Raw genomic sequence first — 10,829 nt, 5'->3', positions numbered from 1 at the left:
CCGGCCGGTCCGGCATGCCGGACCGGCCTGAGCGGCGGTCAGCCGTCGGCGAAGCGATCCGTCGTGCGGATGGATGGCCGCGACCATGGCGGTACGACGCGGAAGGTCAGGGTGCGCCGGCACGGTCCGGGCACCTCGGCCCGTCGTCGGGGACGGAGGGCCTCCGCCCGCGGGTGGGGCCCGGGCCCGCCTGGCTGGAAGCGGCGGTCCGCGAACCCGGCACGGCCACCGCCCAGGGTGCACGGAAGGCGCCGCGTCCCCCGCCCCGCGGTGGCGTTCAGTGGGCGATGCCGTCGATCAGTTCGCGGGCGCCCTGCCGCAGCAGGGCGACGGCCACCGAGGTACCGAGGGTCGCGGGGTCCAGGGGTCCCGCCCACTCGTGGGCGTTGAGGACCGTCTTGCCGTCGGGCGTGAACACGCAGGCGCGCAACGAGAGGTCGCCGTTCCGGTGCGACGTGGCGTACCCGGCGATCGGGGAGTTGCAGTGGCCTTGGAGCACATGGAGGAACATGCGCTCGGCCGTGATCTCCCGGTAGGTGGCCGGGTGGTTGAGCGCCGCTACGGCATCGATGGTAGCGGTGTCGTCCTGGCGGCACTGCAGGGCGAGGACCCCGGCTCCGACGGGCGGGCACATCGTCTCCGGGCCCAGGATGTCGCTGATGACGTCGGGCCGGCCGATGCGCCGGAGACCCGACACGGCGAGCAGCAGGGCGTCGGCCTCACCCGCGGCGAGCTTGGCGAGGCGGCGGTTGGCGTTGCCACGGAACGGAACGCACCGCAAACCCGGGTGCAGGGCGGCGAGTTGAGCGGCCCGCCGGACGGACGAGGTGCCGATGCGGGTGCCGGGGGGCAGTTCGTCGAGGGCCAGGCCGTCCGGGTGGACGAGGGCGTCGCGGATGTCGTCCCGTTCCAGGAAGGCGGCGAACGCCGTACCGGCCGGGAGCGGCCGGTCCGCGGGGATGTCCTTGACGCAGTGCACGGCGAGGTCCGCCTCCCCGGCGAGGAGCGCGGCGTCGACCTCCTTGGTGAAGGCCCCTTTCCCTTCGACCTGCGCGAGGTCCCCCAGCCAGGTGTCGCCGGTCGTCCTGACCGGGACCACAGCCGTGCGGAGGGACGGGTACCGGGCCGCCAGTTCGGCCCGGACGCGCTCCACCTGCGCCAGGGCCATGGGCGAGTCACGGGAGACGATGCGGATCATTTCGGGGACGGGCATGGCGCACACGATAGAGCGCCGGTCCCTCCTGCGGGTCGTCTGCCACGCGGAGCGGCGGGTCAGGCCCGGCGACAGTCGATTTCCGGCCGCTTTGAACGGGGGTTTACCCAACGGTTGTTGCCCGCCCGGTCCCGGGCCGGAGCCGGGGGCGGGCCGGCGCCCGGCCGCGCACCCCGTGGACCAGCCTGTTCCCGCATCCGATGAAGGCGTGGACAGCCGTGCCGGGGTGCGGGCACCCTTTCGTCCGACCTGCGGCGGCCGTACCGTCGCCCCGGACGGCTGGCCAATTCGCCTCCCTGGGCCCGCCCTCACCCCTGGGAGGGCTGTCCGCCCCACGATCAGGTACCTAGCATGACCCCTCACGGCTGACGAATCTTTGAACGGGCGAGGGGCTGCATGAGTAACGGGGACACCACCATTCCGAAGAACATCGATGTGAACGTGCCCAGCGTCGCGCGGATGTACGACTACTACCTGGGTGGCAAGGACAACTACCCTGCCGACCGGGTCGCCAGCGAACACTTGCTGGAGCGCGTGCCGAGCACGAAGGTCCTCGCGGTGAACAACCGCCGGTTCCTGCGGCGTGTCGTGCGCCACCTCGCGTCCGAGTACGGGATCCGCCAGTTCATCGACCACGGTTCCGGCCTGCCGACCCAGGACAACGTCCACCAGGTCGCCCAGCTCGTCGATCCGACGGCCCACGTCGTGTACATCGACAACGACCCCATCGTCCTGGCGCACGGCAAGGCGATACTCGAGGAGGACGACAGGACCGCGGTCATCCAGGCCGACATGCGGGACACCGACGGGATCCTCAGCCATCCCGAGGTGGTCCGGCTGATCGACTTCGACGAGCCGGTGGCAGCGCTGTTCGTCTCCGTGCTGCACTGCATTCCCGACGAGGACGACCCCGCCAGACTGGTGCGCCGGGTGGCGGACCGTCTCGCGCCGGGAAGCTTCCTGGTGGTCTGTCAGCTCGTCAGCGAGGACAAGGAGACCCGCGACTTCGTCACCGACTTCATGGCGAGGAGCACCGGCAACCGGTGGGGCCGGGTGCGTCCGCCCGAGGACGTACACGTCTTCCTGGAAGGGCTGGACGTGCTGGAGCCCGGGCTGGTGGAGGTCTCCACGTGGCGGCCGGACTCGGACCTGTCACCCAAGCAGGAGACCCTGGAGTGGATCGAGTACGGCGGCGTCGGCCGCAAGAGGTGAGGGCTCCCCGCGGCGTCGCGGGTCAGCTGTAGCGTTCGAGCGCCCGCCTCAGCAGCTCCCTGCTCTCCACGGGGCTCGGGGACTGGGCGCTGAGCGAGTCGAGGATCCAGCGGTACTCGTCCGTGCTCTCCTGCTTGTTCACCGAGGTGGCGTTGGTCAGATGCTCGATGTAGGCGACATCGGGGAGCTGGGACATCGCGAACCGCAGATAGGTGATGCCGTTGCCCGGTGACGTGTGGGCGGTGACCTCGAAGGGCGCCACCTGCACGGTCACGTGGGGCAGCTCCGTCATCTCCAGCAGGTGGGCGAGTTGCCGGCCCATCACCCCGGCACCGCCCGTCGGGCGCATCAGGACCGCCTCGTCCAGCAGGACCCAGAGCTTGGGCGCGTCACTGCGGGAGAGCAACTCCTGTCGCTTCATGCGCAGTTCCACCCGCCGCCGGGTGATCTCCTCCGCTTCGAGCGCGTGCCCGGAGCGTACGACGGCGTGGGCGTAGTCGTAGGTCTGCAGCAGCCCCGGGATGTAGTGGCTCTCGTAGGTACGGATGGACGCGGCGGCCTCCTCCAGCCCTACGAGGGGCTCGAACCAGTCCGGCAGGACGTCGGCGTACGAACGCCACCAGCCGCGCTCCCCCGACTTGCGCACCAGGTCGACGAACTCGGCCGTCCGGTCCGGGTCGGTGACGCCGTAGAGCACGAGCAGGTCCACCGCGTCCCGCTCCTTGCACGGGGAGTGCCCCGTCTCCATCCGGCTGATCTTCGCCGTGGAGCAGCGGATGCAGGTGGCCGCGACGTCCGGCGTGATACCCGCCTCCGTACGCATCCGGCGGAGCTGGGCGCCCAGAACGAGGCGCAGGGCGGTGGGACTTGATCCGGTGGCCGGGGCGAGCGCGGGCTTCCGTGACGGCTGAAGCGATTCGATGCCGGGCATGCGGGCTCCTGATGGCGGGCGTCAGGACGCCAGTGTGCCATCAGGAGCCCTCGGCGGGGGCGCTCACGCACGCACGTGCGGTCCTCTTTCAGCCGATCATGCGGTCGAAGTCACCGTCCCTGACCCCGGCGAGGAAGGCGCGCACCTCCGCGCCCGTGTACACGAGCGCGGGCCCTTCCGGGTGCCGGGAGTTACGTACGGCCACGTCTCCGTCGGGGAGGAGGGCCATCTCCACGCAGTTCCCGCTCGGGTTGCTGTGATGGCTCTTCACCCACTCGACGCCGGTGAGAGAGGTGGCGGGGACACCGTTGTCGATGTGCGTCATGCGGTCCATTCCTTCGGGGCAGGGGTCGGGACATCCCCGGCGCGCCCGCCGGGGGCCGTGCCGTGGTGTGAACAGGTGTTTCCTGGTCACACCACAGGGTGCAATTCCGGATGCAATTGCACCTCTGCTCGGACGGCGAGGATACTAGTGCCCGTCCGGCCGCCACGGCACACGAAAACGGCACCATCAACCGGCCTTTCACCGAAGGGTGAGCAGCGCTCATGCACGCGGAGAACGCACCCCGCCCCGGAGCAGCGGCCCGCTGCACGGATCTGGCCGAAAACGACGCCGTTCCGCGGGAGAGATGGGCACGGGATCTCGGCATCGGTTCCGCCGGGTTCGCCACGCACGGGCTGGACGGGGGCCCGGAGAGCCTGCGGCGGGCGCGTGCGTTCGTCCGCGCCTCGCTGGAGCGGTGGGGGCTGGAGTCCGCCTCCTGCGCGGACGACATGACCCTGGTCGCCGACGAGTTGGCGAGCAACGCGGTCTGCCACGCGCTGCCGCAGGCCGGCAGGCCCGTGAGCAGGCCGACGGCGTGGCTGGGGCTCGCCCGTCAGGAAGGCGCGCTCGTCTGCGCGGTGAACGATCCGAGTCCCGATGCGCCCGTGCTGCGTGAGGACGCGGGCTTCCTGGAACGCGGCCGGGGGCTTCGCATCATCGACGCGCTGAGCAGTTCGTGGGGCTGGTCCCCCACGTGTCCGGGCAAGACCGTCTGGGCGAAGGTGCCCGTCATCTGAGGGCATCGCCGTACCGCCCGGGGCAAAGGCCCCACGAGGCCGGCGAGGACCTGGCACATCGGCGGGACGGACGCCGGGCCCCGCCCTCCTACACCTTCGCCACTGCCAGCCAGGCCCGGGCCAGCAGTGTGTGGCCCAGCGGGGTCGGGTGGACCCCGTCGCCGGCGATGTGTTCGGGCCCGCCCGCGGTGCGTGCGGCCTGGTTGAGCAGCCCGTCCGCCGCCAGCAGCGCGGCGTCGAACTCCGCGGCCAGCCGGCGGACCACGTGGATCCTCGGGTCGAGGTCCTCGCGCCACGTCCACTGCTCCGCCGTCACCGGCACCAGGAAGGGCTCGACGAGGATCAGCCGGGCGTCCAGACGGTCACGGACCTGGGTGAGCAGGGCCCGGTAGTCGTCCTCGAACGCGCGGGGCGAGGTGGTCTCCCCCGCCTGGTAGCGGAACCAGGTGTCGTTCACGCCGACGAGGACGGACACCACGTCCGGTGCGGGTTCCACCTCGAGGGCGTCCTCCTGCCATCGGGCCCGGAGGTCCGCCACGCGGTCACCGCCGACGGCCCGGTTGACGAACGTGATGCCGTTGCCGGGCCGGTCCTCGCGGACCAGGCCGGCCACCAGCGAGGGGTAGCCGTTGCCCAGGGGTTTCCCGGGGTCCGACAGCCGACCGCCTTCGGTGACGCTGTCCCCCTGGAAGAGGATGGTTTCCAGGTCACGCGGGGTGGGGGTCACGCGGTGCTCCTGAACATGAGGGTCCCTGCCGGGCCGGTGTCTCCGGCGGCCAGGACCTGACGGCGGCGGGCGCGTGGCTGCGCGCCTGCGCTCGGCGGCCTAGCGGAGGGTGGCCGGGGACCGGACCGTGCTGAAGTCGAGCGCGCGGTCCACCTCGCGCAGGGTCTCCTCGGCCACCCGCCGCACCTCGGCCGGGACGTCTCCCTGTTCCTCGACGAGGCCGGCGTAGATCGGTGCCTCGGTCTTGTCTGCGAAACTCACGTCGAAATGCCCATCCATCGGTCCATGCCCGCCAATCAGCGGAAACGGGAGCCGAGTGTACGCGTTGCCCGACAGTCCGCGACGGGCGGACCGGCGAAAAGGTCCGCGTTCCGTCCGGGAGCCCGGTCCCGGGCAGCGATCCGGGCGGCGGACGGGACACAGCGGAGGCCGCGGTCCAAAGACCCGGTACCGGACCCCGAACCGGATGCCGGGGGTTCGGCCCCGCCTTCCGGGCAGCGGGGGGAGTCCGGCTGCGGCCATTCGATCACGAGCGGGACGCCGATGTCGCCCCGGGTGGCCTTGGAGCAGGGGCAGTAGCAGTAGGGGTGCGTGGCCGATACGATGCCAGGAACGAACGCATCGCGGAGCGGCCCATGAACTGGCGTCGGACATCCCGGTCGGCGAGCGCCGAAGAACTGCTCAGCACCCTGCAGCACCTCACGGCCCGCGCCAGACAGGAAGTCGGGCCGCACCAGGCCCGTGTCGAACTGGCCCAGGCCCTGCAGGGCAGGATGCTCCCCGCCGCACTGCCGGCCCTCCCCGGCATCCGGACCGCGGCCCGCTACGCCCCCGCACGCGACGGGCTCGACATCGGCGGCGACTGGTACGACGCGTTCCTGCTGCCGGACGGGGCGCTCGGCCTCGCCATCGGCGACGTCCAGGGACACGACGTCGAGGCGGCCGCCTTCATGGGGCAGATCCGGATCGCGATGCGGGCGGTCGCCAGTACGGCCGCCGATCCCGGTGAGGTGATGGCCCGCACCAACGACCTGATCCTCTCGATGGACTCCGACCTCTTCGCCACCAGTTCCTTCTTCCGGCTGGACCCCGTGACACGGCAGCTGACGGGCGCGCGCGCCGGACATGTGGCTGGTGTGTGGGCGGCGGCCGACGGCGGCTCGGGGGTCACCTCGGACGCCGGGGGCCTCCCCCTCGGCATCGAGACCGGGCAGCACTATCCGGTCACCCGGCGCACCCTGGCCGCCGACGGCGCGTTCGTGCTGCTCACCGACGGGGTGATCGAGGGGCCCTCGTTGTCGATAGGCGACGGGCTCGAGGAGGTCCGACGCCTGGTCAGCGCCCATGTCGGGGCCACCGCCGGGGAACTGGCCGACCGGGTGCTCCAGGCAGCCGTGCTGACCGGGCACGAGGACGACGCCGCGGTTCTGGTGCTGCGCCACGAGACGGTGCCCCGCGAGCGCGGATGACGTACGGGACGGGGCGCGCGTGTCACGTCCGCCCGCTCTCGTGGGCGGTGTCTGATGAGACGCGTGATCCGCAGCCAGGAAACCAGACACCGGGCCGTAGCCGTGCTGCGGATGCTGGGCGTCACCGCCGCCTACTACCTCTCCGGGCGGCTCGGTCTGCTCAGACAGGTGGGCGTGGAGGGCGCGGTCGTCACACCCCTCTGGCCGCCCACCGGGATCTCACTGGCGGCCCTCCTGTATCTGGGCGCCGGCGTCTGGCCGGGGATCGCGCTCGGCGCGCTGCTGACCGTCGTCACCCTCGGCGGCACTCTCAGCGCTGCCGGCGTGGGGATCGCCGCTGCCAACACGCTGGCGCCGGTGTGTGCCTGTGCCGCGCTGCGGGCCGTGGGCTTCCGCACGGAACTCGACCGTCTGCGCGACGGAGTCGCCCTGGTCTTCCTGGGCGCCATGGGAGGGATGCTGGTCAGCGCGACCGTCGGCACCGCCACGCTGATGCTCGGCGGCGACCTCGGCGTACGGCAGTTCGGGCAGGTCTGGTCGGCGTGGTGGGCCGGGGACGTCATGGGCGTCCTCATGGTGACCCCGCTGCTGCTCGTCGTGCGCAGGGCCCGGCTGCCCCGGGCGGACGACCGGTGGGTGGAGGCCTCGGCCCTGGCCGTCGTCGCGGTGGGGGCCACGATCGTGGCGACGAGGAGCCCGCTCTCCATGCTCTATCTCCTCTTCCCGGTGCTCGTCTGGGCCGCCTTGCGCTTCCAGCTGGCCGGCAGCGCACCCTGCGCGCTGCTGATGTCCGTGATGGCCATCGTCGCCGGAACGGGCGGGGTGGGGCCCTTCGCCGGCCACCCCGTGCTCGAGGTGATGCTCAACCTCACCGTCCTCAACGGCTGTGTGGCGCTCACCGCGCTGCTGCTCGCCGCGATCGTCACCGAGCACAACAACATCCGGCGGGAGACCGAGCTGGCGTGCGAGGAGCTCGCGGCACTGGTCGAGGAACTCGCGCCGCGGCGGGACACCGGGGGCCGCTCGGACGGCCCGGCGGACCCGCCGCGCCCGGTCTGAGCGGTCGCCCGCCGGCTCAGCCGACGGTCTCCGCGCGCTCCGGTCCGCCGCCGTCGGTACGGGGGAAGTGACGCGTCAGGAAGTCGTTGCGGAAGGTTCCCGTGGGATCCAGCCGCTCGGTCAGCCGCTCGAAGTCGGTGTAGTGGTCGTACAGACCGCGCAGGGTGGCGGGCGGTGTGGTGAAGACCTTGCCCCAGTGCGGCCGGGCCGCGAACGGTGCCAGAGCCTCCTCGACGGCGGTCACGACCGGGGTGACGGCCGCGGTGTCGGGCACCCAGGTGAAGTGGAACGCCACGCTGTCCCTGCCCTGGGCCGGACTCAGCCACAGGTCGTCGGCGGCCACCGTACGGATCTCGCCGATCTGCAGCAGCGGCGCGATCCGCTCACGGATCCGGTTAAGGGCCCCGTACGCCGCCGCGGCGTCGCGCCGGTCGACGAAGTACTCGGACTGCAGCTCGTCGCCGTTGCTCGGGGTGAACTCGAGACGGAAGTGCGGCAGCCTGGCGTACCAGGGGCCCGGGGTGCCCTGTTGCTCGGTGCAGTGCCGGGCCGGCATTCCGGGGACAGGGTGCCTCGGCCCGTCGGCGAGCGTCGCTCCGAGCCACCGGTGGGGCGCCGCGCCCCGGCCGCCTTCGCCGGTCCGCCGCTTGAGCCAGACCTGGTCGACCGGGTCGTCGCGCCAGCTGGTGAAGAGGCTCACGCTGTAGGCCTCGGACATCACCTCGTCGAACCGGTCGAGGAGCTGGTCCTGCGGGAGCCCCTCGTACACCCACTGCTGGATCTCGAACGCGGGTACGAGATCCAGGGTCACCCGGGTCACGACGCCCAGCGCCCCCAGGGAGACCACGGTCCCGGGGAAGTCCGCGTCGCCGCGTCCGGTCTTCACCAGGGCGCCGTCCGCGGTGACAAACTCCAGGGCGCACACCGCGCCGGCCAGGGCCCGGTTGGCGACCCCCGATCCGTGGGTGCCGGTGGCGCAGGCGCCGGCCACCGAGATGTGGGGCAGCGAGCCCAGATTGTGCAGGGCGAAGCCGTTGCGGTGCAGTTCGCCGGTGAACTCCCCGAAACGCAGCCCCGCGCTCACCGTCGCTGTCCGGGCGGCCCGGTCGATCTCGACGGCACGGGGCAGCCCGGCGACCGAGACCAGTTCGCCATGGGTGTCGGCCACCGTGTTGAAGGAGTGTCCGGTGCCCAGCGCCCGTATCGCGCTCCCGGCCGCCACGATGTCCTGGAGTTCGGCGACCGAGGCGGGCGTGTGCAGCCGCCGGGCGGCGAAGGTGATGTTGCGGGCCCAGTTCTGCCGCGGGGCCGACAGGGCGTGCGCCGAGTGATCGATCATGTCCACCGAGCTTACGCTCCGCGGGGTCGCTCTCTCCACGGCTCGTACGCCGCCGGCCTGGGCCCCACGTGCCGTACCGGTCAGGTCGCGCCCGGGTGCCGTCCGCAGGCCGGGCGGTCTCGGGAGCGGTGCCGGTGGCCCCCTCAGTAGGGCAGGGGCCGCCCGGACGGTGTACGCAGGTCGAGCGGCGGCGGCCCCGTGGGAGGTTGCGGACGTCGGACGATCTGGATGCGGCCCATGGCCACCACCCCCTCCTGGTCACCCGGTATCTGCCCATCCGGACGCCCTTCACACCTCCCTCCCCCGACGAGGCCGGGCGCGGGATGCGGAGTCGGCCGTGTGCCGTGACCCTGGGGTGAGGGGGACGCCGAGCCGAGGAGGACATCCATGTCCGCGATGGACAAGATCAAGCAGATGCTCAAGGGCCATGAGGACCAGGCCGGTAAGGGCATCGACAAAGCAGGCGACACGATCGACGACCGGACGCACGGCAAGTACGGCAAGCAGGTCAAGAGCGGTCAGGACAAGCTCAAGCAGCAGCTCGGTTCGGACCGGGACCAGGGCGGGCGTCCTCATTCCTGAGGTCGGGATTCCTGAGGTCGGGTGAACCGGCTGTCCCTGGGGCCGCCCGTCGCCCTTCTTCCCGCAGTCCGGAGCCCGTGGCCGGCCACGCGCCGCCACGGGCTCCGGCGCGTCGCGCACCGGATTCCCGGCCTGGCCGAAGGTGTCTGCCCCGATTCCTGTTATCGTCCCCGCCGCACCGCGTCTCCCCAGTGTGGGAAGTGACGGAACAGGATCCCGGAAGAGTGAGCACAGCATGGGTGAGACACGCGAGACGGCGTTGGTCAAGGCGGCGCAGGCGGGTGACGAGCGGGCCCGGGAGCGGCTCGTCTCGTCGTACCGCTTGCCTACAACATCGTCGGCCGGGCCCTGAACGGCCACGCGGACGTCGACGACGTGGTGCAGGAGAGTGTGCTGCGCATGCTCCGGGGTCTGCCCGGTCTGCGCACCCCGCGGAGTTTCCGGTCGTGGTTCGTGGCCATCACGATGAACGAGGTACGCCGTCACTGGCGTGAACGCCGGAGCGGCGAGATATCCGCCGACCGGATACGGGAGACCTGTGAGGTGGCCGACCCGTCGTCCGACTTCGTCGAGCTGACCATCGTCCGGCTCGGTCTGACCGGTCAGCGCCGCGAGACCGCCGAGGCCACACGGTGGCTGGACGACGACGACCGCGACCTGCTCTCGCTGTGGTGGCTGGAGACGGCCGGGGAACTGACCCGGAGCGAGGTCGCCCGCGCACTGGAGCTGTCCCCGGAGCACACCGCGGTGCGGGTGCAGCGGATGAAGGCTCAGCTGGAGGCGTCACGGGTGGTGGTGCGGGCACTGGCGGCGCATCCGCGCTGTGTCCTGCTGGCGGATCTCACCGCCTCCTGGGACGGTGTGCCGTCCGCGCTCTGGCGCAAGCGTCTGGCACGGCACGCCCGGGACTGCACGGCCTGTTCCGGGCACCGGTCCGGCCTGGTTCCCGCCGAGGGTCTGCTCGCGGGGCTGGTGCTGGTTCCGCCCGTGGCAACGCGGGCCCGGGGCGGGCCGAGCGGCGCCGGGGCCGGGCGCGCAGGCGCCGCCGGAGCACGGTGGTGGCCGCGCTGGTGGCGGTCGGCACGCTGGGCGGTGGCGGGACGGCGGTGCACCTCTACACGGACGACGCGGACGAGGGGCCGGCCACGGCTGTCGAGTCCCTCACCGGCCCTGCCGACGCGGTGGCCCCGCCGCCCGTTTCCGCTTCTCCCGCCTCCCCGTCGGCCGAGCCCTCG

General features: G+C 72.1%; 11 protein-coding genes and 1 pseudogene. 6 read left to right on the top strand and 6 right to left on the bottom strand.

Annotated features, from left to right (window positions below):
- Window positions 1-277 precede the first annotated feature (277 nt).
- The gene (gene hemC, locus IH13_RS0122805) at window positions 278-1,213 is read right to left on the bottom strand and encodes a hydroxymethylbilane synthase (RefSeq protein WP_031087303.1); all 936 of its coding nucleotides are present in this window, start codon (window positions 1,211-1,213) and stop codon (window positions 278-280) included.
- A 396-nt stretch (window positions 1,214-1,609) separates the two neighbouring features.
- On the opposite strand from hemC, the gene IH13_RS0122800 reads away from it, so the two are divergent.
- Entirely contained in the window at window positions 1,610-2,425 is an 816-nt protein-coding gene (locus tag IH13_RS0122800) for an SAM-dependent methyltransferase (RefSeq protein WP_031087302.1), read from the top strand.
- Between the two features lie 22 nt (window positions 2,426-2,447).
- On the opposite strand, the gene IH13_RS0122795 is transcribed toward IH13_RS0122800, so the two are convergent.
- Complete coding sequence (locus IH13_RS0122795) at window positions 2,448-3,356, bottom strand: helix-turn-helix domain-containing protein (protein ID WP_031087301.1); 909 nt, start codon at window positions 3,354-3,356, stop codon at window positions 2,448-2,450.
- 88 nt (window positions 3,357-3,444) lie between these two features.
- Window positions 3,445-3,681, bottom strand: coding sequence for a DUF397 domain-containing protein (locus tag IH13_RS0122790; RefSeq protein ID WP_031087300.1), 237 nt, complete (start codon window positions 3,679-3,681; stop codon window positions 3,445-3,447).
- Between the two features lie 221 nt (window positions 3,682-3,902).
- On the opposite strand from IH13_RS0122790, the gene IH13_RS0122785 reads away from it, so the two are divergent.
- Window positions 3,903-4,418 carry an ATP-binding protein gene (locus IH13_RS0122785; RefSeq protein ID WP_031087298.1) on the top strand — a complete coding sequence of 172 codons (516 nt, stop codon included), beginning with the start codon at window positions 3,903-3,905 and terminating at the stop codon, window positions 4,416-4,418.
- Between the two features lie 88 nt (window positions 4,419-4,506).
- Here IH13_RS0122785 and IH13_RS0122780 read toward each other — a convergent pair whose 3' ends face one another.
- Complete coding sequence (locus IH13_RS0122780) at window positions 4,507-5,145, bottom strand: SGNH/GDSL hydrolase family protein (RefSeq protein WP_031087296.1); 639 nt, start codon at window positions 5,143-5,145, stop codon at window positions 4,507-4,509.
- 99 nt (window positions 5,146-5,244) lie between these two features.
- Window positions 5,245-5,424 carry a hypothetical protein gene (locus IH13_RS0122775; protein ID WP_031087294.1) on the bottom strand — a complete coding sequence of 60 codons (180 nt, stop codon included), beginning with the start codon at window positions 5,422-5,424 and terminating at the stop codon, window positions 5,245-5,247.
- 356 nt (window positions 5,425-5,780) lie between these two features.
- On the opposite strand from IH13_RS0122775, the gene IH13_RS0122770 reads away from it, so the two are divergent.
- Together IH13_RS0122770 and IH13_RS0122765 are read left to right on the top strand one after the other, a co-directional pair.
- Complete coding sequence (locus IH13_RS0122770) at window positions 5,781-6,614, top strand: PP2C family protein-serine/threonine phosphatase (protein WP_031087293.1); 834 nt, start codon at window positions 5,781-5,783, stop codon at window positions 6,612-6,614.
- A gap of 63 nt (window positions 6,615-6,677) precedes the next feature.
- Window positions 6,678-7,673 (top strand): MASE1 domain-containing protein, encoded by a 996-nt coding sequence (locus IH13_RS0122765; RefSeq protein WP_031087290.1) that lies wholly within the window; start codon window positions 6,678-6,680, stop codon window positions 7,671-7,673.
- A gap of 16 nt (window positions 7,674-7,689) precedes the next feature.
- On the opposite strand, the gene IH13_RS0122760 is transcribed toward IH13_RS0122765, so the two are convergent.
- Window positions 7,690-9,012, bottom strand: a complete 1,323-nt coding sequence (locus IH13_RS0122760; protein WP_199814813.1) for a D-arabinono-1,4-lactone oxidase — start codon at window positions 9,010-9,012, stop codon at window positions 7,690-7,692.
- Window positions 9,013-9,399: 387 nt separating this feature from the next.
- Here IH13_RS0122760 and IH13_RS0122755 point away from each other — a divergent pair, with 387 nt between their 5' ends.
- Window positions 9,400-9,594 (top strand): antitoxin, encoded by a 195-nt coding sequence (locus tag IH13_RS0122755; protein WP_031087286.1) that lies wholly within the window; start codon window positions 9,400-9,402, stop codon window positions 9,592-9,594.
- Window positions 9,595-9,829: 235 nt separating this feature from the next.
- Window positions 9,830-10,829: pseudogene (locus tag IH13_RS38160) on the top strand (RNA polymerase sigma factor); the annotation flags it as partial.

Source organism: Streptomyces sp. NRRL WC-3549, from assembly GCF_000721935.1.
Taxonomy (GTDB): domain Bacteria; phylum Actinomycetota; class Actinomycetes; order Streptomycetales; family Streptomycetaceae; genus Streptomyces.
The sequence above is the reverse complement of the archived record's forward strand: the minus strand, read 5'-3'. Positions and strand labels throughout refer to the sequence as shown.

Bases quoted from the DNA above. Each gene is read 5' to 3' on its own strand.
- IH13_RS0122770 (WP_031087293.1), top strand. From the start codon at position 5,781: ATGAACTGGCGTCGGACATCCCGGTCGGCGAGCGCCGAAGAACTGCTC.
- hemC (WP_031087303.1), bottom strand. From the start codon at position 1,213: ATGCCCGTCCCCGAAATGATCCGCATCGTCTCCCGTGACTCGCCCATG.
- IH13_RS0122775 (WP_031087294.1), bottom strand. From the start codon at position 5,424: ATGGATGGGCATTTCGACGTGAGTTTCGCAGACAAGACCGAGGCACCG.
- IH13_RS0122800 (WP_031087302.1), top strand. From the start codon at position 1,610: ATGAGTAACGGGGACACCACCATTCCGAAGAACATCGATGTGAACGTG.
- IH13_RS0122785 (WP_031087298.1), top strand. From the start codon at position 3,903: ATGCACGCGGAGAACGCACCCCGCCCCGGAGCAGCGGCCCGCTGCACG.
- IH13_RS0122790 (WP_031087300.1), bottom strand. From the start codon at position 3,681: ATGACGCACATCGACAACGGTGTCCCCGCCACCTCTCTCACCGGCGTC.
- IH13_RS0122760 (WP_199814813.1), bottom strand. From the start codon at position 9,012: ATGATCGATCACTCGGCGCACGCCCTGTCGGCCCCGCGGCAGAACTGG.
- IH13_RS0122795 (WP_031087301.1), bottom strand. From the start codon at position 3,356: ATGCCCGGCATCGAATCGCTTCAGCCGTCACGGAAGCCCGCGCTCGCC.
- IH13_RS0122755 (WP_031087286.1), top strand. From the start codon at position 9,400: ATGTCCGCGATGGACAAGATCAAGCAGATGCTCAAGGGCCATGAGGAC.